General features: G+C 40.8%; 18 protein-coding genes and 1 pseudogene. 13 read left to right on the top strand and 6 right to left on the bottom strand.

Features of this window, described 5'->3' with window-relative positions; translation table 11 throughout:
* The first annotated feature begins 26 nt into the window (after nucleotides 1-26).
* The 4 genes and pseudogenes from uvrA to M595_RS06970 form a co-directional block, all read left to right on the top strand.
* On the top strand, nucleotides 27-3,083 hold the full coding sequence (gene uvrA, locus M595_RS06985; protein ID WP_023065431.1) for an excinuclease ABC subunit UvrA: 3,057 nt from the start codon (nucleotides 27-29) through the stop codon (nucleotides 3,081-3,083).
* Nucleotides 3,084-3,142: 59 nt separating this feature from the next.
* Nucleotides 3,143-3,316, top strand: a complete 174-nt coding sequence (locus tag M595_RS06980) for a hypothetical protein (RefSeq protein ID WP_023065413.1) — start codon at nucleotides 3,143-3,145, stop codon at nucleotides 3,314-3,316.
* A gap of 55 nt (nucleotides 3,317-3,371) precedes the next feature.
* Nucleotides 3,372-3,953 (top strand): Uma2 family endonuclease, encoded by a 582-nt coding sequence (locus tag M595_RS06975; RefSeq protein ID WP_023065396.1) that lies wholly within the window; start codon nucleotides 3,372-3,374, stop codon nucleotides 3,951-3,953.
* A gap of 107 nt (nucleotides 3,954-4,060) precedes the next feature.
* Nucleotides 4,061-4,294: pseudogene (locus M595_RS06970) on the top strand (XisI protein); the annotation flags it as partial.
* A gap of 561 nt (nucleotides 4,295-4,855) precedes the next feature.
* Here the strand turns inward: M595_RS06970 and M595_RS31060 are convergent.
* The 3 genes from M595_RS31060 to M595_RS06960 all read right to left on the bottom strand — a co-directional run bounded on the left by M595_RS31060 (nucleotide 4,856) and on the right by M595_RS06960 (nucleotide 8,794).
* On the bottom strand, nucleotides 4,856-5,017 hold the full coding sequence (locus M595_RS31060) for a hypothetical protein (RefSeq protein ID WP_161809809.1): 162 nt from the start codon (nucleotides 5,015-5,017) through the stop codon (nucleotides 4,856-4,858).
* Nucleotides 5,018-5,283: 266 nt separating this feature from the next.
* Nucleotides 5,284-7,065: an acetate and sugar kinases/Hsc70/actin family protein gene (locus M595_RS06965; RefSeq protein WP_023065462.1), complete on the bottom strand. Its 1,782-nt coding sequence runs from the start codon at nucleotides 7,063-7,065 to the stop codon at nucleotides 5,284-5,286.
* Between the two features lie 7 nt (nucleotides 7,066-7,072).
* Complete coding sequence (locus tag M595_RS06960; protein ID WP_152983542.1) at nucleotides 7,073-8,794, bottom strand: hypothetical protein; 1,722 nt, start codon at nucleotides 8,792-8,794, stop codon at nucleotides 7,073-7,075.
* 176 nt (nucleotides 8,795-8,970) lie between these two features.
* On the opposite strand from M595_RS06960, the gene M595_RS06955 reads away from it, so the two are divergent.
* From M595_RS06955 to cobT, 3 genes are all read left to right on the top strand, one after another.
* Nucleotides 8,971-9,630, top strand: a complete 660-nt coding sequence (locus M595_RS06955; protein WP_023065459.1) for a Crp/Fnr family transcriptional regulator — start codon at nucleotides 8,971-8,973, stop codon at nucleotides 9,628-9,630.
* Between the two features lie 113 nt (nucleotides 9,631-9,743).
* Entirely contained in the window at nucleotides 9,744-10,442 is a 699-nt protein-coding gene (locus M595_RS06950) for a DUF2232 domain-containing protein (protein WP_040483715.1), read from the top strand.
* A gap of 9 nt (nucleotides 10,443-10,451) precedes the next feature.
* Nucleotides 10,452-11,558, top strand: coding sequence for a nicotinate mononucleotide-dependent phosphoribosyltransferase CobT (gene cobT, locus M595_RS06945; protein ID WP_023065418.1), 1,107 nt, complete (start codon nucleotides 10,452-10,454; stop codon nucleotides 11,556-11,558).
* A gap of 232 nt (nucleotides 11,559-11,790) precedes the next feature.
* Here the strand turns inward: cobT and M595_RS06935 are convergent, their stop codons facing one another.
* Nucleotides 11,791-12,171: a hypothetical protein gene (locus M595_RS06935; RefSeq protein ID WP_023065437.1), complete on the bottom strand. Its 381-nt coding sequence runs from the start codon at nucleotides 12,169-12,171 to the stop codon at nucleotides 11,791-11,793.
* An 892-nt stretch (nucleotides 12,172-13,063) separates the two neighbouring features.
* Here M595_RS06935 and M595_RS06930 point away from each other — a divergent pair.
* Both M595_RS06930 and M595_RS06925 read left to right on the top strand, forming a co-directional pair.
* Nucleotides 13,064-13,603: a phycobiliprotein lyase gene (locus M595_RS06930; protein ID WP_023065390.1), complete on the top strand. Its 540-nt coding sequence runs from the start codon at nucleotides 13,064-13,066 to the stop codon at nucleotides 13,601-13,603.
* A 61-nt stretch (nucleotides 13,604-13,664) separates the two neighbouring features.
* Nucleotides 13,665-14,738 (top strand): extracellular solute-binding protein, encoded by a 1,074-nt coding sequence (locus M595_RS06925; protein WP_023065466.1) that lies wholly within the window; start codon nucleotides 13,665-13,667, stop codon nucleotides 14,736-14,738.
* 16 nt (nucleotides 14,739-14,754) lie between these two features.
* Here M595_RS06925 and M595_RS06920 read toward each other — a convergent pair whose 3' ends face one another.
* Complete coding sequence (locus M595_RS06920) at nucleotides 14,755-17,523, bottom strand: bifunctional diguanylate cyclase/phosphodiesterase (RefSeq protein WP_023065376.1); 2,769 nt, start codon at nucleotides 17,521-17,523, stop codon at nucleotides 14,755-14,757.
* 240 nt (nucleotides 17,524-17,763) lie between these two features.
* On the opposite strand from M595_RS06920, the gene sbcD reads away from it, so the two are divergent.
* On the top strand, nucleotides 17,764-18,999 hold the full coding sequence (gene sbcD, locus M595_RS06915; RefSeq protein ID WP_023065472.1) for an exonuclease subunit SbcD: 1,236 nt from the start codon (nucleotides 17,764-17,766) through the stop codon (nucleotides 18,997-18,999).
* Here sbcD and M595_RS06910 read toward each other — a convergent pair.
* Nucleotides 18,996-20,198 (bottom strand): hypothetical protein, encoded by a 1,203-nt coding sequence (locus tag M595_RS06910; RefSeq protein ID WP_023065434.1) that lies wholly within the window; start codon nucleotides 20,196-20,198, stop codon nucleotides 18,996-18,998. The genes sbcD and M595_RS06910 overlap by 4 nt on opposite strands.
* A gap of 388 nt (nucleotides 20,199-20,586) precedes the next feature.
* On the opposite strand from M595_RS06910, the gene M595_RS06905 reads away from it, so the two are divergent.
* The 3 genes from M595_RS06905 to M595_RS06895 all read left to right on the top strand — a co-directional run bounded on the left by M595_RS06905 (nucleotide 20,587) and on the right by M595_RS06895 (nucleotide 25,493).
* Nucleotides 20,587-22,512, top strand: coding sequence for a hybrid sensor histidine kinase/response regulator (locus M595_RS06905; RefSeq protein WP_023065405.1), 1,926 nt, complete (start codon nucleotides 20,587-20,589; stop codon nucleotides 22,510-22,512).
* A gap of 314 nt (nucleotides 22,513-22,826) precedes the next feature.
* Nucleotides 22,827-25,037, top strand: a complete 2,211-nt coding sequence (locus M595_RS06900; RefSeq protein WP_083492796.1) for a GNAT family N-acetyltransferase — start codon at nucleotides 22,827-22,829, stop codon at nucleotides 25,035-25,037.
* 6 nt (nucleotides 25,038-25,043) lie between these two features.
* A complete protein-coding gene (locus tag M595_RS06895) occupies nucleotides 25,044-25,493 on the top strand; it encodes an ASCH domain-containing protein (RefSeq protein ID WP_023065442.1) in 450 nt (149 codons plus the stop codon).
* Nucleotides 25,494-25,555 lie beyond the last annotated feature (62 nt).

The following is a 25,555-nucleotide window of genomic DNA, read 5'->3' as shown; positions in this document are numbered from 1 at the left end:
TTAAGGATCATTTGGTTGTGTTTTCTATGTTCGACTCGGCTAACCTAACGCCTGATCAAACGCATCACTCCCCCAACGGCTATTCGTTTAACTCCGGCACTGAAAATACTATTCGCATTCGAGGGGCGAGACAGCATAACCTGAAAAATGTTGATCTGGAATTGCCTCGTGATCGCTTAATTGTGTTTACGGGAGTGTCGGGTTCGGGTAAGTCTTCTTTGGCGTTTGATACGATTTTTGCTGAAGGTCAACGCCGCTATGTCGAATCTTTGAGTGCTTACGCTCGTCAATTTCTCGGACAGTTGGATAAACCCGATGTTGATGCTATTGAAGGGTTGAGTCCAGCAATTTCTATCGACCAAAAATCAACGTCTCACAATCCCCGATCTACGGTGGGGACAGTCACGGAGATTTATGATTACCTGCGATTGCTGTTTGGACGAGCGGGTGAACCTCATTGTCCGGTCTGCGATCGCAATATTGCCCCCCAAACGATTGATCAAATGTGCGATCGGGTGATGGAACTTCCAGACCGCACTAAATTTCATATTCTCGCCCCCGTTGTCCGGGGAAAAAAGGGGACTCACCGTAAGCTATTTTCGAGTTTGGCCTCCGAAGGATTTGTTCGCGTGAGGGTAAATGGAGAGATTTTTGAACTGTCAGATTTGCCCGACTTAGATAAAAATTATACACACACTATAGAAATCGTTATTGACCGCTTAATTAAAAAGCCCGATATACAGGAGCGTTTAGCCGATTCCCTGAGTACCTGCCTGCGGTATTCACAGGGGATTGGGATTATCGATGTGTTAAATGATACATTGGGGGGGGTATCCGCGTCGCGATCTGATAGTAAGTATAACCCAACTGACGAAAAAATAGCAAGTTCTGAGAACAAAAGTTCTGGGGAAAAAGCCGATAATTCCTATCAGCATCACCCTTTACCAGAAGTGGGAAAAACCTCTTTATCTCAACTGATCTTTTCTGAAAACTTCGCCTGTCCTGAACATGGGGCGGTGATGGAAGAACTTTCTCCGCGTCTGTTTTCGTTTAACTCTCCCTATGGGGCTTGTCCGAGTTGTCATGGGTTAGGACATCTGCAAACCTTTTCCCCGCAGTTGGTTGTCCCTGATCCAGAGGCACCGCTTTACAGTGCGATCGCCCCGTGGTCAGAAAAAGACGATTCTTATTATTTTTCGTTGCTCTATAGTGTGGGTCAAGCGTTTGGGTTTGATATCAATACCCAGTGGAAGCATTTAACCAAACAACAGCAACAAATTGTCTTGTATGGGTCAGAAGAACCGATTTGGATTGAAACCGATTCTCGTTATCGAGAAAAGCGGGGGTATGAGCGTCCGTATCCGGGTGTAATTCCCTTATTACAACGTCAATATGATGATAGTAGTTCGGAGTTACAAAAGCAGAAATTAGAACAATATTTAATCGATCAAGCTTGCGAAACCTGCAAAGGAAAACGACTTAAACCCGAAGCGTTGGCGGTGAGGTTGGGGCAGTCTGGGATTACCGATTTAACAGAAGTTTCGATTCGCGATTGTTTGCAGCGAATTCAACAATTAGACTTAACCGAAAGACAAGCGCAAATTGGGGATTTAGTATTGAGGGAAATACGCGCCCGGTTGCAGTTTTTATTGGATGTCGGGTTAGATTATCTCACCTTATCTCGAACGGCGGCTTCATTGTCGGGAGGAGAAGCCCAACGAATTCGATTAGCGACTCAAATTGGTTCGGGTTTAACGGGGGTTTTGTATGTCTTGGATGAACCGAGTATTGGGTTACATCAACGGGATAATGGCAGGTTATTAAAAACGTTGATGAAATTGCGGGATTTAGGCAATACATTAATTGTAGTTGAGCATGATGAAGAAACCATTCGCACGGCAGATTTTTTAGTCGATATTGGGCCGGGTGCGGGTTTACATGGCGGTGAAATTGTCGCTGTTGGAAATTTTGACAATATTTTATCTAGCAAAACTTCTTTAACGGGCGCTTATTTATCAGGAAAACGTCAAATACAAACTCCCGCAGAACGTCGTCCGGGAAATGGGCGATCATTAGTTCTTAAAGATGCTCACGGCAATAACCTTAAACATCTTGATGTTGAACTGCCTTTAGGAAAGTTGGTTTGTATTACCGGAGTCTCAGGTTCAGGAAAATCAACCTTAATTAACGAGTTACTTTATCCAGCTTTACAACATCATTTTAGTCGTAAAGTTCCCTTCCCCCAACAGTTGAAAACGTTGACAGGGTTAGAGGCGTTAGATAAGGTGATTGTGATTGATCAATCTCCCATTGGTCGGACACCTCGTTCTAATACGGCGACGTATACAGGAGTATTTGATATTATTCGAGCAACCTTTGCAGAAACTATCGAAGCCAAAGCCAGAGGATATAAACCTGGACGTTTTTCTTTTAACGTTAAAGGTGGAAGATGTGAGGCTTGTAATGGACAGGGGGTAAATGTGATTGAGATGAATTTTTTACCCGATGTTTATGTTCAGTGCGAAGTGTGTAAAGGCGCGAGATATAATCGGGAAACGCTACAAGTTAAATATAAAGGTCAGTCTATTGCTGATGTTTTAAACATGACGGTTGAGGAAGCTTTAGGTGTGTTTGAAAATATTCCCAAAGCCGCAACTCGTTTACAAACTTTGATGGATGTGGGGTTGGGTTATGTGAAATTAGGTCAACCTGCACCAACGCTTTCGGGAGGAGAAGCCCAACGGGTAAAATTAGCCTCAGAATTGTCAAAACGGGCGACGGGAAAAACCTTATATTTAATAGATGAACCAACAACGGGATTATCTTTTTATGATGTACATCAACTGTTGAATGTTTTACAACGGTTGGTGGATAAAGGGAATTCAATGATTGTGATTGAACACAATTTAGATGTAATTCGATGTGGGGATTGGATAATTGATTTGGGACCGGAAGGGGGAGATAAAGGTGGGGAAATTGTGGCAGAAGGAACCCCGGAAGCTGTGGCGAAAAATAAGCGATCGCATACCGGACAATATTTAAAACACGTTCTCAAACAATATCCACCTGTTAAAACAGAATGAGGTGCAATTTAGACTAAATTATGAATGATGAATGATGAATTATGAAAAGCGTGAGGATTATGAACAAAACACCCTCTAACCAAAATAACAATTCTGAAGACGAGCTTTTAGCTGAATATTGCTTCGATTATCAAAAAGCAAAATCTAATCGATTTGCTACCCGTAGTCAAGTACAAAAGTTAACGGTTGTCGTTCTAGATGAGGATGTAGCTCCGGTTTTCACGCGCACCTGAAGCGGTTAATCAAGCCCTCAGAGGATTAATTGAATGAGTGCATAATTGAATTCAAATGATAGCCATTCCAGAAGGTCAATCTATTACTCCCGAAGAATACCTCGAATGGGAAGAAAAACAACCCCTTAAATATGAATATCTGGACGGTCAAGTTTTCGCAATGACAGGAGGAAGTATTTCTCACAATGATATTGCGGTTAACTTGACAACAATCTTAAAAAATCATCTGCGTGGCAAAGGATGTAAAGTATCAATGGCAGATGCCAAACTTGGAGTATCTGAAATCGGACCCTTTTATTATCCAGATGTCATGGTCACTTGCGATGAAACAGACCGACGCGCCACCAAGGTTATTTATCATCCTTGCTTAATTGTTGAAGTGTTATCTCCGGGAACAGAAGCGGTAGACCGGGGTAGGAAATTTCAAAACTATCGTCGAATCTCCAGTTTAAAAGAATATGTTCTAATTGAGACAAGGCAGATTTTCGTTGAAGGGTTTCGCCTCAATCAAAATGGAATTTGGGAACTTTATAATTATGGAGAAGGAGACGAAATCAATTTAACTACCGTTGATTTGAGTTTTCCGATTGAGATGCTTTATGAAGATGTCATTTTGGAGGGGGTAGAAGAAAATTAAAACAAATGGATAAGTTAGAATATTATCGGTCTTGTATTCAAACTTTGTTAGAAAAATATAGTGAGTTCAAACATCAAAATGAAAATGTATAAAACCAACTATTTTTTGACTCCATACGAGATCATTATCAATTAATGCGAGTCGGTTGGAAAGGGTTGCAAAGAGTTTACTATACGGTTTTACATTTCGATATCAAAGATGAAAAGATTTGGCTTCAGCACAATGCAACTGATATTGATGTGGGTCAAGAATTAATCGAAATGGGTATTCCTCAAGAAGACATTGTATTGGGTTTACACCCTCCCTACAAACGTCCTTATACCGGATATGGTGTTGCTTAAAAAATAGAATTGAATATTTAATAGTAAATAACGTTAGCCGCCCCCTAAATCCCTGCCCCCTACTGTCCCCTCCTCGCGCGTTCCCTAAGATTGCAAAGTTGCTCCACTTGGGGAGACCCCAAGTGGAGCAACTAACGAACCCTTTAGGGGGTCGCTCGTCAATTCTGGGGGACTTTTAAAGATGGGAGACTTGAAAATTCCAGTTCCTACCAATTTTGGCTTGCTCGGGGGGCAATCTAATGGGAGACTTGAAAAAATTGGGGACTTTGAAGTTCTTGCTCCCCCAAATTTGGGGGCTGGGGGGCGGAAAAAACTTTTGTCTGGCTACCCATATTTCTAAATATTAATTCAATTTACCAACCGCCTTAAATTTAAGCAAATCAACAACCCAAACAATTGACAAAATCTCAACTCTACCGATATAATACTTATACGGTTGAAGCTATAACTCAATACAACTCAAGCCCAAAACCACCTCAGCACAGAACAACAAAAAACCCTAAAATAAATGAACGCGCTTGGCGCGATAAGGGCTAAAAAATAAGAGTAAAGGGCTAAGTGCTAAAGGTCAAAGGAGAATCCTGAAACGCACAACACACGAAAACCAACAACATTGCTGAAGTCGTCGCGCAAATCATTGAGGTTGCGGTAGGCAGAACGGCAGTAATTAGAATTGAGGAACCAGGAGCCGCCCAGCAGCAACACTTTATTACCCATATCCATTAAGTTGACCAAACTATCAACATAGTTTATATAACGATTACTATTAACAGTTTCACCCCAAACGCTACCAACATTAGTTGACGTTCATATAAAACCATTTGCTTTTCTGACCAACGTTTGTATGTCTGTTTTTTTCTTAGCCACTTTAATTCATCGCGTAGTTTTTCTCGCCAATAACGTGATTCAATCATTTTATTTTTTTTATTTACTTTTTATGTCTGATAAACTTTTGAGAAGACTTTCTTGTTAAAATAGAGATTCCCATCTTAGAGTGAAACAATAGCAGGTTCCTCCAAATAGGCGGGAAATCCTGAAAACAATTGATTCAAATATTGATGAACTTGATCGGCTAGTTCCAAATTTAAACGATAGAGTTGATCACCGTCTTCAATGAATAACTTTTCCTGACTGAGAGACTGATAATCAGGAGTTTGTCGAGAAGCTGGATGAATCAAGACAATTTCTGGTTCTTGGGGAATTAAACCCAGCCGAAGCTGATCTTTCAAAATAGACTGAAGGCGAGATTTACAAGAACGTGTATTAATTCCGCGACTTTCTAAGACTTGGATCACCTGCTGAATAGATAACGTTTGTCCCTCCTCAAAGCTATTTAACAACTCTTTCAGTAGAAAATAATCCCGATATTGGTGTCGGGAACGATCCAAAACTTGAGGATATAGAGGTAAAGTGGCTAACCCCATCGCCACCTGCACCTGATCCCATAGCGATCGCGGATCAATACTGCTCTGTTGGCTATCATTTTGGCAGATCACAGCATTAGGTAATTTTTGTCGCAACCAGCGATTTAACCCCGTCCAGACTCCATTTCCGCCCATACAAAGGGCTTGATTAATACCAATACTTGATCGACCTGCTTTAACAATAACGTGATTAAGTTCAGTATTTAACTGATTGATAAACGGCACCAACACCAACCGTTCAAAATCAATAAAATCGAGTTTCCAGTGATAATCCTCAATCTCCAAAGTGTAATATTGCTGTTGGCTTAAAATCACCTTCAGAGACTTCGCCGCAGCCAACAACGCCACCCCCAACGGTTGACTTTGTAGCTGTTGTTGAAGACAATAACGACGGTGTAAGTCTGGATGTCCTGGTTTAGGCCAAATCAAATCCTGATCCGAAAACTGATCCAAAAGAAGCTGTTTTCCTGTCGGAGAATTGAGTAATAACTGACAAATAATATCTAGATCTAACGCATCTCCTCCATAAGCCCAACTGTGACAGATAAAATGATCATGAGTTAAGTCTTCTATCCGATCCGGAAGTTCTACGATCGCAATTTCTGTCGTGGTTGCTCCCGCATCAATCACTAACGCACTCCCAAACGACATCGAAATCATCCCATCAGAATGAAGTTGGCCAAGCAACGTGGCGATCGCATCTTCTAGCCAAAAAATCTGTTGAGAACTTGGGATCAAGTTAGCGCCCAGGATCGCCGTCTCTACATTAAACCGATAGGCTTCTGTCGCCTGAGAGGGAAAACCAACAATAACGCCTGCTAACCCCCGGAGAACCTCATGCAGCGCTAAGGCGTCCAAACCCACCGATCCACAGGTGTACAATTTTGGTAACATCAACCCTTTCAATGACGGTTGAGAAACAGGCGTTAACGTCGAGAGTAACAGTTGTAAAGCCCGTTGAAACTTACCTAAAAAAACCGTTTGATTGTTCGATAACTTGATTAACGGTATGGGAACTTGGCTAACTTCCGAAGCACTATCTTGAGTAATGCGAATATAGGGAATTGCAATATTGAGATAAGGCTTAAAATTTTCTAACTTTTGGCGTAATCCGTTGGGTGTTTCCTGCCAGTCTACTTCACACCTTAAACGAAATGTGACCTGATCAGAACTGTGATTTTCTTGATCGGATGAAAGTATTGTTTTAGCTTTCCAATAAATGGGATAGACTTTCTGACTATTGCGATTTAGTAAACAGGCTGATACTCCGGCTCCGATATCAAGTGCAAGATACCATTGATCATCGGGGTTGATTTGTGCTTCGTGGCTATTGTCAGGTGACGACATAGTTTATTTAGTGTGGCAATTTGCGATTCAAACTCTCAAAATTAAAATCCTCTAAATCAGACTCATTCTCTGAGTGATTGGTTTTTACCTCATCCTCATCGATAGTTGTGAGTATTTCATCAAGGGTCATCTCAGACGCATTCGCTTCAGCAAAGGGATTAATTTCGCTGAGAGAGGTTTGAGACCATAAATCCTCAAAGGTTTCTACTGTTTTAGCAGTTGCGATCGCCCTTGAGGAAGGAGTTGAAGAAGGAGTTGAAGAAGAAGTTTGAGATGTATCTTCAACCGTGGAAAAGTCTGAGTTAGGATCTTCTTCCCCGATAAAAGATTGCTGTTCTAGATTGATTAAATCTTCTTCAAGCAGTTGTCGGATACTTTTACCCACCATCAAATGAGAGTCTAGCGGTTCATCATCTTCTTCTTGAGCGCGAGGTAAAAGATCTTCATGGGGTGAAGCCTGAATATAGCCTTCTTGATCAAGCAATTCGTGAATTGGATTAGGAATATCGGTGGACTGAGTGGGGATTACGGATGACGAGGGTTCGACTGGAGATTCTAATATAGATTCGCTGAGATCAAAGACTCCAAAGACATCGCTGATCTCATGGGGGCGATCTGCGGGAATTTCCAGGGGTGTTGGTTCTGGATGCTCGGAGAGGGGGGAATTTTCCAGTTCAGCTTGAATTGACTCAGTTTTGGCAATTTCTTCATCGCTCTGAGTAGAAGGGGATTCTACTGGTTCGGAGGGGGTGGAAATTTCCAGTTCAGGTGCGACTGATTCTAAGGAAGTGGTTTCGGTTTGGGTGTTGGGCGTGAGGAAAGATTCGGAAGTCTCGGAGAGGGGGGAATTTTCCAGTTCAGCTTGAATTGACTCAGTAGGGAGAGTTTCCTGATCAGTTGCCGTTGCAGTGGGTTCTAAAGGTTCTGAATGGGTGGAAATTTCCAGTTCGGGTGCGACTGATTCTAAGGAAGTGGTTTCGGTTTGAGTGTTGGGCGTGAGGAAAAATTCAGCAGTCTCGGAGGGGGGGGAAATTTCCAGTTCAGCTTGCATCGACTCAGTTTCGGGAGTTCCCTCATCAGTTGCAGTAGAAGTGGGTTCTAAAAGCTCTGTTGGGGGGGAAATTTCTAGTTCTAACTCTTGAGGTTGACTCTCTTGAGGTTGAATAGCAACACCCGGAGTAACTAAAGACTTGAACTGAAAAGAGGGAGGAAGTTCTACCCCTGCATAGGGGAACAATTCCGGCGCTTGTTCCTGGCGAGAAGGATAAATATAGGGTTCTGTTTGGGGAATCACCGTCGGAACAGGGGAGGGCGACGGCGGAGAGGGCTGAGTCGTCTGTTGAGTTGTTTCCGCTTGTTGTCGGTGCTGTCTCAACCCCCGCAATTCTCGAATCAAAATCCGCCGCTCTTGGCGCATTGCCTGAATTTCTGCTTGAATAGTTTCTGTAAACTGAGTCTGTAACCCCTGTAATTCTTCACGAATGATCAACCGTAAAGATTGTTCTAACGATTGCCGTTCGAGATCAGAATAACGCGGTATGATATCAGAATTATCTGTTGGGTGACTTGGCTCTAGGGATTGCAAATAACTTCGCACCTGTTCTAGAACTTGACGCGAGTGCATGATGCTATCCCCCATAACAACCAAAGGCGGCCGAGGATTCGATCTTGTCAAGGCTTCATCGATATTCGAGATCAAAGCTTTTATACGATCAGGCTGAACACTCACGGCGGTCACCTCCCCCTAGAACTGATACCATGATAGGCTAGGGAAAGAGCCTACTCAAGTAGAATAGACTATTATTTTAGACCCTCTCTCAATCCTCGCCTAAGCGCAATTCACAACAGTATGATACCCTCATGCCAGAGTATATGTCCCGCGACACACAATCTGAAATAATTCAGATGATCCTCTCCACATCTTTCTTTGAAGGTTTGCCGACTGAAGCAATAGATAAAGCTACAGCTCATATTGTCGGCCGCCAACATCCTCCCAATCAAGTGATTTTATTGGAAAATGACTGGGGAAGTTCCGTCTATTTTATTCTGGATGGTTGGGTCAAAATTCGCACCTACAATTTGGACGGGAAGGAAGTTACACTCAATATTTTGGGTAAAGGCGAGATCTTTGGCGAGATGGCTGCCTTAGATGAAGTTCCTCGTTCGACTGATGTGATTACCCTCGCACCGACTATGATCGGAAATATGCCCGCCCAGGATTTTGTTGAGTTAATTACCACTGAACCTAAAGCCGGTATTCGACTGGCTCAATTGATGGGAAGACGCCTACGCCAAGTCAACCGACGACTACGCCTGCGAGAGTCTGATAGTACGTCGCGCGTTGCAGATATTTTGCTATTTTTGGCAGAGGGACAGGGTAAAACCACAGAAAATGGTACGCATATCCCTAACCTTCCTCATCGGGAGTTAAGTGGGTTGAGTGGACTCGCACGGGAGACAGTTACCCGAGTTCTTAGTAAACTGGAAAAAAAAGGATTAATTTTTCGCGATAAAGATATTCTCAGAATTCCAGATGTTCATGCTTTAGAGCGAACATTGGTCTAGTGAGAAAGATCCCCCAACTGGTGATCGTGGAGATCCAATTCATCACTTTCGCTCAAGGTTCTACTATTTAATCCTATTCGCTGTTCTGTGTTCTCCTCCCCCCTAAATTTTTTGTGACTAAGACCAAAAAAACTCAAAATTCTTCTCCCTCTGTCTCTCCCCACCCTAATAACTCTCTGGCCTCCGAGTCCTCTCGTTCTCCCCTGCGGATGGTGGAAACTGCATTTTTAGCGAGTACAGCGAGTTTGATTTGGTTTGTTAATTATTATTTTCCAATTGGGCCTGTATTACGAATCTTTTTCCCTTTACCCATTGCTTTACTTTATTTACGGTGGGGAAAACGAGAAGCCTGGATGGGTGCTTTAACTTCTCTACTGTTGTTAACGGTTTTAATGGGGCCGACTCGGAGTATTATCTTTCTTATCCCCTATGGTTGGATGGGGGTGGCGATGGGAGGATTATGGAAGCGGGGGGCGAACTGGTTTGTTTCGATTGGTGTTGGGGCGATTATCGGTTCGATTGGGTTCTTTTTTCGCTATTGGCTATTATCGATTTTACTGGGTCGAGATCTATGGGTTTATGCGACGACTCAAATTACCGAATTAGCGGAATGGATTTTTATCAAGTTAGGAATACTCGCTCAACCTAGTTTAACGCTGGTACAACTTATTGCTGTGGTCATGGTTGTTGTTAATAGTGCGATTTATCTATTTGTGGTTCATTTGGTGGCATTGTTAATCCTTGATCGCCTCAAAAGCCCGATTCCTCGCCCTCCTCATTGGGTACAAGTATTACTCGACTATGAAGGCTAATTGACAACTGTGAGTGTTCGTATCTATACTCAACCCCAATCCGCCAATCAATGGTTACAGCAATATCGAGGATCTCAGCCGATTTTTGCCTGTGTTTTGGGTTTTACAGAAACCGGACTAATTCCCGGTATCTCGGCGGCGGGCGCTACTCCAGAAGATCGAAAATATACTTGTGTTGCGGATGCTGAATTTCTCTACAATGGCCCTCAACTCACTCCTCAATTTCCTTTACCGCCTCTGAGTGCAGGTGCTTCTCCGGTGTTGATTTCACGAACTGTTGTTGATGATCTCCAGATTCCCTTTCATTTATTTAATGCTGGATTACCGATTGTTCCCACTGTTCCTCATATTGATCTCGGGGGAGTTCCAGCAAACTGTCTGAGTTCGGGTCATGCTCTCGATTTGATCACCGTCAAACACCTGTTTGAACAAGGGTTAATTTGGGGTGAACGACTCGCTCGCCAAGCCACAGGACGTTATATTCTAATCGGAGAATGCGTTGTGGGCGGTACAACTACGGCTTTAGCGATTTTACTGGGTTTGGGGTTTGCGGCTCAAAATAAGGTCAATAGTAGCCATCCTGACTGTAATCATACTCAAAAATTGGCGATCGCTATGGCTGGATTACAAGCGGCGAATCTACCCGGGGTTGAGAATGTAGATCCGCTTCAATTAGTTGCGGCGGTCGGTGATCCGATGCAAATTGTTGTGGCGGGAATGACAATCGCGGCGAGTCGCACGGTGGGAGTGCTTCTAGCCGGAGGAACACAAATGCTGGCTGTTTATAGTCTGAGTCAGGCGATCGCAGATTATTTCGAGTTGGACTGGCATCCTCAACAGGTCGTTGTCGGTACAACTCGTTGGGTCGCCGAAGATCCCACTGGAGATACGGTGGGACTTGCTCAAGAAATTGGTGGTGTTCCCCTCCTGGCAACCTCTCTCAACTTTTCAACGTCGCGTTATGCTCAACTTAGAGCCTATGAGCAAGGATATGTCAAAGAAGGAGTGGGGGCTGGTGGATGTGCGATCGCGGCTCATTTACTCGGTTGGAACACTGACCAACTTTTACAAGCTATCGAGGCTTTAGCGGATCAATATCACAAAATTAGAAATTGAAAAATATAGCGCTACGCGAATACATAATTGTTATTTCTAAATCCTAAAACCCCTTCACCGTCTACTGTTCCCTCTCTTGGTGCGCGTTCGTGATTGCAAGGAAACCTCGCGCCTAGTCGCACCGCTGTTCCCTGATCCGCTGTTCCCTGTTCCCTAGCGCTACGCGCTATAGTGACGAATAGGGGCGGGTTTCCCATCACCCTATCACCCTATCACCCTATCTCCGGAGAATTTAATGAGGGGTTCTTTGGGAGAGTAACCGTTCTTCTAAAGCAGCGATACGATTGTAAGCGGCTGTGAGTTGGGCTGTGAGTCTCTGAATTTGAATGTCAGCAGTGATACTGGGTTGTTCTCGATGAATCATCACTGTGCTGGTGACATAATCATCATCGCTTAAAACATCTTTATGTTCTAATCCCGATTCCAGTGAAAGGTGTTGTCGAGTCAATGACTGATTAGGAGAAGGGTCTAGATGAGAGTTGAAATTGTCTGTTTGTCCTACGGGTTGGGATGCGATCGAGTCACTCAGTCGATCATTAACTTGCATCAAGATTTCGTAAAGTCGATCAACTTTGTGATTCAAGGCTCCAACTTGTTGATTGAGGTTGTCCATAAATATTCCTTTGCTCTCTTTATTACTGATTTCTCTCTTTTATCCTAGACAGAGAATGGCTCAACTGGGAAATTACTTATAATTTATTTAACTATTACTATCAAATTTTTATGAGAGAAATTTTAATTTTGGGGTTTTGACTTCGACCAGAATCAAGGCAAATCTGAGTTCTGATTGATGTCGGAGTATTAAGCTGTTTCATTTCTGGCTAGAAAAAAATCAACCCCTATCATTTGGCTATGCCGAACCCCCAAATTCTCAGTTTTTGAGAGATTTGAGTTCAGTCATTTGGATCAAATTTTTGAGTTTTTTCAGAAAAATTTTCTGAGAATTTATTGCTGCTCAATGGACAAAAACAATCCAGATTGGTGAGTGTTCTATTGATTAAAAAATTAATTTTACTCCGGGTTGATGATTAAATTTACTAATTCCGGAATTGTGAAAATGCCGATAAATCATCAGTTTTGATTAAAATTTAATTCAAGATCGACTTAAATTTAACCGCAATAAAAATCTTTAGATCTCTAGCCTTTGGGGGATTAACTTGTCCGGTTTTTAAATTAAATTTTGTGACAATCTGAAACAAAAATCCAATCTTTCTCATAAAAATAGAGTTTAAATTCGTCAAATCTAGGCGGTAAATCAGTGTTTTGTATCAAGGGCAACTGCACCCTTATTTTTAAGTCTTATATCCTCAGTTATGAATCAATATCAGCAAATCTCTTTCTAATCCGGAAACGAATAGATGACTCTTGTAGTCAAAAAGAAATAACCGTTGAGATTGCCAGATTGAGGTTTTTGTGTGTATATTAAGAATTGTAACAAAATGAAAACCAGGGGACTAAACATAGAGTTTTGTGCCTCAGTAGAACCGAGTGGAGGACTTCTCTAAATGAAATCACCGATCCAACAAATTCAACTAGAGACTACATCTCAAATCGAACAATACCTGCGCCAATCCGAAGGGATGTGGCATTCTCAACGACGGTATTACACCCTACCTGACGGAAAAACCCAAGAATGGACGAGCCGTTTGACGGTAAGATTTTTAGAGCAAGGTAGCCCCGAATTGATTAAACTCGCCCAACTGCATCATCTGGGCGATCGCAATATTTTAGTCTGTGGTTCCTATGTAGAATGGGAAAGTACCCAGTCCGCAAGCAATCGCCCCAACTCAGAAGGATCAACAATCTTTGGGGTATTAGGAGACATTCTGTATCGCGATCGCGGTTTTGCAACCAAAGATCCGATCAACGCCAAATATTATCTCCCCAATCCAGACACATTATGCTTGCGAACCGAGTACAATAGTTCTGTATTCGAGGAAGAAATCAAGCATATCGGTACGAAGTACCGCACTCGTCAATCGATTATCAGCCGTGCGGGCGAACAGCAAATGATTGGTCAGTATCTAGAAAAACGAATTCAATAACACTGTGAAGCGACGGAATTTTCTCCTGGGAACAAGTGCGATCACATTAGGAAGTCTCACGATGGGATGTCGTCAGACGACGGCATTAAAAATCGAACTCTTAAAAGGTTCGGTTCCAGTTCAAATGGTGAACAAGTTCCGTCGGGAACTCTCAGCAGATCGTCCGGTGATCGATTTTGTTCCGCAGGCGCAACTCAAAGACTTGTACCAGTTGCTGCAACCAGAGGAGAAAAAATCCAGACCTGAAAATCACTCCTCATCTGATTTGATTATGATTGGGGATTATTGGCTCACTCAAGCCATTCAACAGCAATTAGTCCAACCTCTCGATCCCCAAGTTTGGCAACGCTGGAACCAACTTCCTCCACAATGGCAAGCTTTAGTGACTCGCAACGCTCAAGGGGAGTTAGATCCCCAAGGTCAAGTCTGGGCTGCGCCCTACCGTTGGGGAACGACAGCGATCGCCTATCGTCGAGAACAGTTTGAAACTTTAGGATGGACTCCTCAAGATTGGGGTGATTTGTGGCGAGAAGATATCCGTGATCGGATTTCTGTGCTGGATAATCCTCGGGAAACGATTGGTTTAACGTTAAAAAAACTGGGTTCATCTTACAATATCACCGATCTTGATCTAGTTGTCGATTTAGAAGATCAATTTCGTCAACTCCATCGCAATATCAAGCTTTATGACTCCAATACCTACCTCAAACCCTTAATTACCGGAGATACTTGGTTAGCGGTGGGTTGGTCTACCGATTTTTCGGAAAAATTTCGCCGTCAGCATAATATTGGAGTGGTTATTCCAGCTTCGGGAACGGCATTGTGGGCGGATCTGTGGGTACAACCAACCTCTGAAAAGCCGATCTCTAATCTTCCCTTAGCCCAACAATGGATTGATTTTTGTTGGAAACCGGAAATTGCTACCCAAATGTCAATCTTAACGGGTACAACTTCTCCTATTGTTAATCAATTACAACCCAGCGAGTTACCAGAAACCCTACAAAATAATCCGCTTCTGTTTCCAAAAGCGGAAATTCTAGAGAAAAGTGAATTTTTACTTCCCTTACCCGAATCTACTTTAAAACAATATCAAGCTTTGTGGATAAAAATTCGTACAGAAACAGTCGGGAGTTGAATATAATTTACTTCAGTTAGAAAATCGGATTTCGTTGGATAAAAGCAGTCATTGTCGCCACATCAACCGCAGGAGAAAATAGATTTCCTTGTCCGTATTCACAACCAATGTGCTGAATGAGTTGTTTTTGTTCAACCGTTTCAATCCCTTCAGCAACGACACTAAAGCCTAAACTGTGAGCAAAATGAGCAATCGCCTCGACAAATTTAGAATTAGGATCTGGGGAAGTCATTTGAGCCACAAAAGAGCGATCAATTTTGAGAGTATCAATCGGAAACCGTTGTAAGCGATCCAAAGAAGAGTAACCTGTTCCAAAATCATCAATTAAAATTTGAACTCCCATTTGTCGGAGTTGACTTAGACGTCGGGCTACCCATTCTAAATGTTCAGCAATTGCACTTTCCGTAATTTCTAATCGCAAATTTTTTGGAGATAATTCCGTTTCTTGCAAAATTTGTTGGACTAAGTTGACAATTTTCTTTTGAGAAAACTGTTGTCCAGCGACATTCACACTCACAGAGACATTCAGATCAATCCACCCTTGAATTTGCCACTGTCGGAGTTGTTGACAAGCGGCTCGTAAAACCCATTCTCCGAGAGGAACAATTAATCCCGTTTCTTCAGCAATCGGAATAAATTCACCGGGAGAAATCAACCCTTTTTTGGGATCAGGTAAACGAACTAAAGCTTCAAAACTCTTAATTTTGCCTGTTTTTAAACAAACAATGGGTTGATAGTAAACCTTTAATTGGGAAGATGCGATAGCGGCTCGCAGATCATTTTCTAAACGTAATCGTATCAGCGTATCCATCTGCATTTTGCTGTCAAAAATTGCATATTTTGAGGTGCTATGATGTTTAGCATGATACATGGCGATATCCGCATCTCGAAGAATATCTGTACTATGTTTGTAGGAATGATTGGCTGTATAATAGTGGCTGAATGTAATTCCAATACTCGCCGTAATCGAAACCGTTTGATCTTCGAGAATAAAAGGTTGTTGTAAAATTGTGAGAATCCGTTCAGCCACGATAATACTATCAGAAATCCCTTGAATGGGGTCTAATAAAATGGCAAATTCATCGCCACCCAAACGAGCCAAAGTGTCGTGAACACTAATACATTGTTGGAGTTTCTGTCCGACTCGAATGAGTAATTCATCTCCTGCTAAATGTCCTAAACCATCATTCACTAATTTGAAACGATCTAGATCAATAAATAAAATTGCAAATAGATGCTCAGAATACTGACGAACTTGTTCGAGGGCTAAATGCAATCGATCCATAAAAAAAGCCCGATTGGGTAAACGAGTTAGAGAGTCGTGATAAGCATAATAAAAGAGTTGAGTTTCAACTTGTTTTTGCTCACTCAAATCAGTTTGAGAACCGACCATCCGAATCGGATCACCTATTTCATTCCACAGGGCTTGACCCCGATGTAAAACCCATTTGTATTGACCATCTTTACAACGAATTCGGTATTCGGTACTATAATATTCGGTCTGTTGATCTAAATGATCCCAAATCGCTTTCAGCACCCGTTCTCGATCATGGGGATGAATCTGTTTTTCCCATTCGGCTAGATGGTTTGTCGTTTCACTTTCTTCATAGCCTAACATTTCTTTGGCACGAGGTGAGAAGAAAATTTCATTGGTTTGTACATTCCAATCCCAAATCCCATCGTTGCTTCCTTGTAGGGCTAATTGCCAACGATCTTCACTAATTTTGAGGGCTTGATCGAGTTGTTGTAAACTACTGGTTCGCTGTTCAATTCGTTGTTCTAGTTGTTGATTAATACGTTTGAGTGTGTTCTGAGCATCGCGATCGCAATGATAATCGTCAGATGGAATACTTTGTACAAATTCTGATTCGGGAGTGACAAAGACAATCAACCAGTTTAAACCCCGACCATCATCAAAAGGAAAAATATCGATTAACTGAATTTGATTATCCCAAATCAATTCGAGTTGATAGTCACCTTTAATCTGGGTAAGATCATTAAATTGACTGTAGACACGAGTCATGATTGCTTGAATGAAGCGATCGCCACTTTGGAGAGTATTAAAGCCGATGATAGTTTGATCATCATCAATATTAAACGGCTGAGTTAGCGTTGAACTGGCGACTAATTTTCCAGAAGGTTCAACAATAAAGCAAATCCCTTTATGACCTATATTGAGCGTTTTCAAAAATTGGCTAATATGAGACAGAGACAGATCACATCCCAAAACCCCAAGCAAGTGATTGTTCGCATCATACAAGGGGAGAACCGCCGTTAAACCCAGTTGAACTTGAATCGGGCTAGAATATTGATAAATTGAACTCCAAGCTGCACAATTGGCTTGTTGAGCGCTGAGATACCAAGGACGAGAACGGGGATGATAGTTCGGACATAAACCCATTTGTTCAAAGGTGCTAATTCCCTCTTGATCGAGAGCATAGATGTGTTTATTTGCACCTGTTGTGTCGTTTTTTAGTTCTAGAGTCGGTGTGCGATCACTCAGTAGAGTAATTCCGATATAATTCCCGGTGTTGTCAGCCCAGTTCATCCCGCTAACAGTATCAAAAATTTTGATTTGTTGCCAAAAATATTGTTGTAGACTGTCGATATTTTCAGGATCGATCTGATCCCATTGCATCACGTTGGCATTGATCTGATTAACTTGGTGAGGTGTATTGAGATAGGTTTTGAGGTATGCTGAGATCTGAGCTGCAATTTCACGGCGCAATTGAGCCGCTAAATCGAGAACTGCTCGCTGTGTAGTTGTGAGGGATTGTGATTGCATTGTGTGACCTGATGCAGCTTGACTAAAACAAAGCTCTAAAAAAGACATCGATAGCATTACGAGTCGAACAATGATTCTATGAACCGGAAAGTCAATATTTCCGATATTGACCGCTTTACCTCAAAAGTTAATTGATCGGTAAATTGATCAGTCGATTCATTCAAATCGTAACAAAGCACTACACATTTAGGATCGTTGTTTTCCGGATTTTGAGTTCACGCTGTTGCAGTGGTCGTTTTTATGATTAAAATTCTCCATCTGTCTGATATTCATATGGGTAGTGGGTTCTCCCACGGACGGACTAACCCAGAAACAGGTTTAAATACTCGTTTAGAAGACTTTGTGACGACTTTGGGACGGTGTATTGAGCGGGCGATCGCAGAACCTGTTGATTTGGTCTTGTTTGGGGGAGATGCGTTTCCTGATGCGACTCCACCGCCATTTGTTAAACAGGCTTTTGCGAAAGAATTTCGGCGTTTAGTGGATGCTCAAATTCCAACGGTTTTGCTTGTGGGAAACCATGATCAATATTCTCAAGGACAGGGGGGAGCGAGTTTAGGGATTTATCGAACTTTAGGTGTACCGGGGTTTGTGGTTGGCGATCGCTTTGAAACTCATAAAATTCACACGCAAAATGGGGATGTTCAGGTGATTACACTTCCTTGGTTAACTCGTTCGACTTTGTTGACTCGTCCTGAAACAGAAGGGTTAACATTAAGTGAGGTGAATGATTTATTAATTGCTCGACTGAAAGTAGCGATGGAAGGAGAAATTCGACGTTTAGATCCTCAAATTCCGACGGTGTTATTGGCTCATTTAATGGTTGATAAAGCCAGTTTAGGGGCTGAACGTTTTTTGGCGGTGGGAAAAGGGTTTAATGTTCCTTTATCATTACTTATTCGTCCTTGTTTTGATTATGTGGCGTTGGGTCATGTTCACAAACATCAAAATTTGAATCAGTCTAATGATCCGCCGATTATTTATCCGGGAAGTATCGAACGGGTGGATTTTAGTGAGGAGAAAGAAGAGAAGGGGTTTGTTTTGTTGGAGTTAGAAAAAGATCGAGTTAAGTGGGAGTTTTGTGCTTTACCTGTGCGTTCTTTTTGTACGATTAAAGTTGATGTTTCTGCGGTGGAAGACCCCCAAGAAAAGCTGATCAAAGCGATTGATAAAAAAAAGATTAACGATCAAGTGGTACGTTTAATTTATCAACTGCGTTCAGAACAGATTGATTTGATTGAAAACTCTCGTTTACATGAAGCGTTGAGTGCTGCTCATACTTATAGTATTCAAGCAGAATTGGTGAGTCAACTGGCTCGTCCTCGTATTCCTGAACTTGATCGTCATAGTCTTGATCCGCTTGAAGCTTTAAGAACTTATTTAGGAAGTCGTGAAGATCTCAAAGAAATTGAGCAGGATTTGATCAGCGCCGCTCAAGAGTTGTTAACAGGTACAATAGCCGAATCAGAGGTTTAATTGTTTTTATCTTCTGCACATTTTAATGCCCGCTCTATCGTGTGAATAATATATTGAGCATCGGTTGAATCATATTGAGCATTTTCTTGATGCGTCAAGGATGAATGAACAAACTGTTCTAACTCGACGATAACATTTTCGGCTTGTTCAATATGAGAGAGAATTGAGCAGGAAATACGCGCATCTTCTAGTGCAGATTCTCTCAGTTCTTGTAGATGAAATTTGAGTTGACTGGCAATACTATTGGTTTGATCGCTGACTTTTGAGGTTTCACTCACGAGGCGATTAATTTCAAAGCCGATTTTACTGAGTCCTTGCGGTTTTGGAGAATCATATTGATAGGTAACAACAGCAGCTTGTACGGCGAGATGACGAACTTTTTGGATAATTTCTCCGAGCATTTGAGAGGTTGAATTTATCGCCTCAAGATCCCGAGAGATTGCTTCACTAATTTCAAACAAATGTTCAGTATTACGATAGGTTAAATTTGCACTTAAAAAGATCGAATGAAAAGCTTTATGAGTTTCGGCTAAAATTCGTTCACTAACTCGAACAAAATGCTGATTGAGTTGAAGAATTGATTGAGTATACTGGGTTAACTTCGCTTTTTGCTTGCTATAATCTTCATTATACTGTTGATGAATTAAGCTGTTTTTTTGCTGAAGTGATTCTTGATATTGTTTAACTTTGCTTTTTTCTTCCTCAAACTTTTGACCACATTGATTTAATTTCAAGTTTTGTTGTTGTATTTTATCATAAGAAAAGTTTAAAAGCTGATTTTGAGCAATCAGTAAATTTTGAATATCTACAAGTCGAACCTGTCCAGGTTCCAATTCAATTACCAGAGGTTCATAGATGAGTTGTTTAGGTCGAGTCAATGCTTGGTTAGCAGCGACCAAAATTGTACAGTATTTGGAGAGGATCAGTGGGGGAATTCGGATGACATCTACGAGTAATTGAATCGGTTGACTCAAGTATAAAGTTTTGCGATTTAGATGATTCATTTGTTCCCGAAAGTTAGCCCGAGAAATCATTCCAGTGACCTGATCTTGATCAACAATAATCACCCCAGGTATTTCTGGATTTTTATGAAATTCTTGGGCAACGACTCGTCCAGGGGTAGTAGAGTCAATCTGAAACGCATAGGAAACAAGGTCTTCAAGGGTAGAATTAAAGGTGATTCGAGGTAAGTTGCTCATTCAACTGAACTTATTTTAGGGATTGTAGGCTGAACCATTTTCTGATATCATACATAATGATTGTGATAATCCTATTCTGTCAAGTCAAAAAAAGAACATCACTACAAAGCTATATATCGACTTCGATCAACCGTTAACATTCTGAGTGGTTGAAGCAGGACAAAGGAGCGTCACTGTATTTTTTTACCTTTGTTTTCTTAACGTCCTTCCTGTCTCGATTTAGATCTGATGTATTTAAAGTTAACATAATATTCAGATTTGTTGAAGGAATAATCAGTCTGTTAATCTGGTAAAATGATAGAGTGCTGTCTTAATAATCGAATTAAAATAGCAATCAATAGACGTAATCCCTTTCAACTCGCTTTGCTGTTGATTTTGATACAAATCTGTGGATAAAGCCCTAGATCAACAACTCGAACAAGAGAGGCTCCTAAATCAAGTTACCAGCCAGATTCGCCAGAGTCTGGAACTATCGGTTATTTTGTCAACAACAGTGAAACAGTTGCAAAAATTTTTGCAGGTTGATCGGGTGTTGATCTATCAGTTTGACTTTCAATGGTCTATTCCTTCTCGGGAATGTAGCCTAGAATCAGGATTGGATCTAGAGGAGCAAAATCGCGATACACGACTGCCCCCTCCACTTCCTAAATATTCTAGTCAATCTAAACCGAGTGAAAAGGGTTACAAAGGATGCGTCACCTATGAAGCTCGTTCCTCAGAAAAGATTTTATCTGTCCTTCATTTAAGCGAAACGGATAGCTGTTTTTTTGATACACCAGAAGCTCAAGCCAAACCTCAAAACAGTCAAACTTCTTTAATTATTCAAGATGTTGATCAAGCCTATGTTGATTTTCCTTGTTTTTTAGAGTTTTTGCATCGGATTCAAGTCCGATCTAAGGTCGTTTTTTCGATAGTCGTACAGGATAAATTATGGGGATTATTAATTGCTCATCAATGTTCTCAAGCCCGTTCGTGGACGGATGACGAAACACAATTTATTGCTAAGGTAACAGAACATTTATCAATCGCCATTTATCAAGCCCAACTCCACACTCAATTACAACAGCAAAAGTACACTTTAGAGCAACGAGTCACAGAACGCACTCAAGCCCTTCACGATGCGCTTTTGGCGGCTCAATCTGCAAACCGGGCGAAAAGTGAATTTTTAGCAACAATGAGCCACGAGTTGCGAACTCCACTCACCTGTGTTATTGGCATTTCCGCAACGCTATTGAGACTCTATTCAGAAGCTGCGGGTATTAAACAACTTCCCAGAAAAAAACAACAAGAATATCTTCATAAAATCCACGATAGCGGAGAACATTTATTAGAGTTAATTAATGATATTCTAGAACTTTCAGAGGTAGAAGCCGGAAAAACAATTTTACAAATTAGTGAGTTTTCCTTAACTAAACTGGCTCAAAAAACCTTATATTCTTTTCGAGAAAGAGCGCAAGAACATAATGTGTTGCTCATCAGTGATATCCAGATAAAATCGGATGAAGATCTGTTTATTGCTGATCAACGTCGCGTTAAACAAATTGTGTCTAATCTTTTGAGTAATGCTATTAAGTTTACCCCAGAAAGTGGACAAGTTACCCTCCGAGTTTGGGTCAATAGAAATACAGCAATTTTTCAAATTCAAGATACCGGAATTGGAATTTCTGAAGAACAACAGCCCTTATTATTTGAAAAGTTTCAACAACTTGATTCATCTTATCGTCGTCAATATGGGGGAACAGGTTTAGGATTAGCTTTGACTAAACAATTAGTTGAACTTCATGGCGGAGCGATTAAATTAACCTCGACTGAAAATGTAGGTTCAATATTCACCGTTCAGATTCCTGCTCAACCCACTCTCTCTCAAAAATCTCAGCAACAAGTCAAAGATTCTGCCTTCAAAACATCTCTACCCACGACCTCCAGAAATAATTCTTTAGGTCGATTTATTTTGATTGAAAATGATGAAGAAATCGCCACACTGATCTGTGAAATTCTGACGGCAGCGGGTTATCAGGTTGTTTGGCTAGTAGAAGGATTAACTGCATTAGGACAAATTAAACTACTACAACCCATAGCGGTTATTGTTGATATGCACTTACCCGGTCAAGATGGCTATGAAATCATTCATCACCTAAAAAATACAAAAGCCACACAACAGATTAAGATTTTAGCCATTACAACTCATCCTGAATCTAGCTTATCTGAAAGTGTTTTAGCCACTGAAGCTGATGACTTTATTACTAAACCAATTCAACCCAATCAGTTACTCAATAAAATCATCAGTTGGAACCTAGATAATTTAAGAGGTTAAATCGTCTACAAAAGCTAATTGTTGACATCTAACCGTGTTTACCTGACGGCGTTAAATCATTCCTTGTACAGCTTTCTGTTGGGTAGTTTTGCCGAGACGGGTTGACTAATAATTTTAGTGGAAAATTGTTCTACAGTCAATAATTGAGAGGTTGAATAGTTTTTATTAGTATGCTTTATTATAAATATTAGCATAAATTATCAAAAAATAATATTAAAATAAATTGATTAAAGTTGTAGGGCTTTAGCCCTTCTTTACTTTGGTGCTGAAGCGCAACAACGACATAACAGGGTGAGAGTATTCATTAACTTATAATGTCAATATCTGTCATTCCGAATTTGAGAAGTAATACGTTACCCTCAAGCCAGGTGCAGGAATATTCAAGTCAAAGCCAAGAAACTGTGGAAATTAAAATTGAAGTAATTGATGAAAAATCTCCCTATTTACAGGATGTTATCAGACTGGGAGATGCTAACAAAAAGACTTTGGGATTTTTTCCTCGTAAAGCTTTTGTTGAGAAGGCACAAAAGGGGAATATATTTGTCGCAATCGATTCACAAGCGGAGTGTATTGGGTATATTTTATATGGATACTCCAAAAGACACAATCGTCATCGCTTAGTTCATTTGTGCGTTGATTCATCACAACGGGGAAAAAGAGTAGCCAGACAGTTGGTTGATTACCTCAAAGAAAAAACTAAAGAATCGAGTGGTATTGGGTTACATTGTCGCGAAGATTTTAATTTAGAAAAAATGTGGTCAAGACTAAATTTTGTTGCTAAACATGAGAAACAGGGAAAAAATAAAGAGGGGAAACTGCTAACCTATTGGTGGTTTGATCACGGCCATACAAATCTATTTTCAAACGCTCCCAATCAAAAACTTGAATCCCGGCTTTGTGTGGTTATTGATACGCAAATCTTCACTGAGATTTATGCCGATAAAGAAACCGATTTTGAAGAATCAAAGTCTTTATGGGCGGATTGGCTAGCAACAGAATTAGAATTATGTATTACCGATGAAATATTTAATACAATAACCCTGCTAAAAAACCAAACAGAAAGGAAGAAAAAGCGTCGATTTGCTCAAGACAGATTTACCTGTTTGTCCGGCGATAAAAATTTAGATCTTATTATTGATTCAGTCAATAGTTTATTGTCAAAAAAAGCGTCAGAAGTCAATGAGTTTGAGCAGCGAAATCTCGCCAGAGCCATTACTTCAAAATCTCAAGTTTTTGTAACTTTACATCCCCAACTCTTAGAACTGAGTAGCGAAATTTATGAACAATTCCGAGTTTCCATCATTCGCCCCAATGTTTTAATTACTCACTTAGATGAATTTCGGAGAAAGCTGGACTATCAGCCCGTTCGTTTGGCGGGGACTACAGGCTTAGAAAAAATACCCGTTCAGAAGGGAACAGAAAATGTTTTAAGTCAATATTTTCAGTGCGAAGAACTGGGAGAAACCAAGATAGAATTTCAACAGCAGCTTTTACGATTTCTAGCAAAATCTGATAAATTTGACTGTTGGCTTGTTCAACAAGGAAAAGGTGAACTCCTGGCTTTGGTTGTGTATGACAAACAAAAACAACATGAACTAGAAATTCCGATGTTGCGGGTTGGAAATCATCCGCTATCGGGAACACTTGCACGCCATTTAATTTTTCAATCTATATTAGGTTCGGCTCGTGAACAACGACAATTTACCCGAATTACCGATTTATATTTAACAGAAACCGTAATGACGGCAATTCAAGAAAATTCTTCCTTTCGACGGGTAAAAAACGGATGGTTAAAAATTAACTTGGCAAGCGTTGAAACCGCATCGGAGTTGTCACAGCATCTCATCACTCTAGGCTCTACTTTCGGAGAAGACTATCAAGTTTGTCTGCAATTTGCAGATGGTCTAAAAGCCGAAAATATTATAACAGACGTGCAAGCATCGGTAGACTTTGAACGCCTGCTTTTTCCCGCCAAAATTCTCGATGCTGAAATTCCAACATTTATCATTCCCATTCAACCCCGATGGGCATCCGATTTATTCGATCAAAATTTGGCAAATCAAACTTTATTAGGAGCCAAAACTGAATTAGCATTTAACTGTGAAGCCGTCTACTATCGCTTCGCAAACAATTCAATAAGATTACAACCACCCTGTCGAATTCTCTGGTATGTAAGCGGAACACAAAAAGAGGGTAAAGGGAAAGGATTCTACGGAGTAAAATCTGTTCGTGCTTGCGCTTATGTAGATGAGGTGAGCGTTGGAAAGCCCAAAGAACTTTATCAACGTTTCCAGCGCTTAGGAGTTTACAATTTGAGCGATATTGAGCGGGTGAATCAAAACAAGTTCGGTCATATAATGGCGATTCGCTTTAGTGATATAGAGTTATTTGAAAATCCCGTATCCTCGGAGAAAGTTCAGGAGTTTTCCCCGAATAAATTAACTTTTCAATGGCCAGAAAAAATTTCAACAGAATGCTTTGTTAAAGTGTATAATTTAGGAATTCATTCTTCAAACAGAAGTTGAATTGCTATGTTACCAACTATACTTCTACTGTCGATTAAACCCGAATATGCTAAACAAATATTTGAGACACAAACAAAAACAATTGAGTTGCGTAGAGTTCGGACAAGACTCAAGGAGGGAGATATCGTTGTTGTGTATGTTTCATCTCCTGAAAAAGTTTTTGTAGGTTCATTTGATGTGGAGAGAATTATTGAAATTAAAGCATCCTGTCAAGAACTCAAAAAATTTTGGGATGAATATAAAGACAATCTTGGTATTAGTCGCCAAGAATTTTATAGTTATTATCAAGGAGCATCTATCGTTGTTGGTATCCTAATCAAGAAAATAAAACCCTTTGAAAAGCCCGTTAAATTTGAACGTTTATCCAAAAAGTTGTCTGACTTGCGTCCACCCCAAAGTTATCGTTACTTAAATAAAAATGAATATGAAATTATTAAAGCTTTAGGAACAAATTAAACCCGAATACTCTTTCAAAAATCAGGCTGAAATTAACCGATTCTATTGCTGTTGTCGAAAAA

The organism is Lyngbya aestuarii BL J (assembly GCF_000478195.2).
GTDB classification, from domain to species: domain Bacteria; phylum Cyanobacteriota; class Cyanobacteriia; order Cyanobacteriales; family Microcoleaceae; genus Capilliphycus; species Capilliphycus aestuarii.
The sequence above is the reverse complement of the archived record's forward strand: the minus strand, read 5'-3'. Positions and strand labels throughout refer to the sequence as shown.

Excerpts from the sequence above, each read along its gene's own strand:
- M595_RS06895 (WP_023065442.1), top strand. The coding sequence starts at position 25,044 with ATGTTACCAACTATACTTCTACTGTCGATTAAACCCGAATATGCTAAA.
- M595_RS31060 (WP_161809809.1), bottom strand. The coding sequence starts at position 5,017 with ATGGATATGGGTAATAAAGTGTTGCTGCTGGGCGGCTCCTGGTTCCTC.
- M595_RS06935 (WP_023065437.1), bottom strand. The coding sequence starts at position 12,171 with ATGGACAACCTCAATCAACAAGTTGGAGCCTTGAATCACAAAGTTGAT.
- M595_RS06955 (WP_023065459.1), top strand. The coding sequence starts at position 8,971 with ATGATCCTCTCCACATCTTTCTTTGAAGGTTTGCCGACTGAAGCAATA.
- M595_RS06910 (WP_023065434.1), bottom strand. The coding sequence starts at position 20,198 with ATGAGCAACTTACCTCGAATCACCTTTAATTCTACCCTTGAAGACCTT.
- M595_RS06920 (WP_023065376.1), bottom strand. The coding sequence starts at position 17,523 with ATGCAATCACAATCCCTCACAACTACACAGCGAGCAGTTCTCGATTTA.
- M595_RS06975 (WP_023065396.1), top strand. The coding sequence starts at position 3,372 with ATGATAGCCATTCCAGAAGGTCAATCTATTACTCCCGAAGAATACCTC.
- M595_RS06930 (WP_023065390.1), top strand. The coding sequence starts at position 13,064 with ATGAAATCACCGATCCAACAAATTCAACTAGAGACTACATCTCAAATC.
- M595_RS06925 (WP_023065466.1), top strand. The coding sequence starts at position 13,665 with ATGGGATGTCGTCAGACGACGGCATTAAAAATCGAACTCTTAAAAGGT.
- uvrA (WP_023065431.1), top strand. The coding sequence starts at position 27 with ATGTTCGACTCGGCTAACCTAACGCCTGATCAAACGCATCACTCCCCC.
- M595_RS06980 (WP_023065413.1), top strand. The coding sequence starts at position 3,143 with ATGAACAAAACACCCTCTAACCAAAATAACAATTCTGAAGACGAGCTT.
- sbcD (WP_023065472.1), top strand. The coding sequence starts at position 17,764 with ATGATTAAAATTCTCCATCTGTCTGATATTCATATGGGTAGTGGGTTC.
- M595_RS06900 (WP_083492796.1), top strand. The coding sequence starts at position 22,827 with ATGTCAATATCTGTCATTCCGAATTTGAGAAGTAATACGTTACCCTCA.
- M595_RS06965 (WP_023065462.1), bottom strand. The coding sequence starts at position 7,065 with ATGTCGTCACCTGACAATAGCCACGAAGCACAAATCAACCCCGATGAT.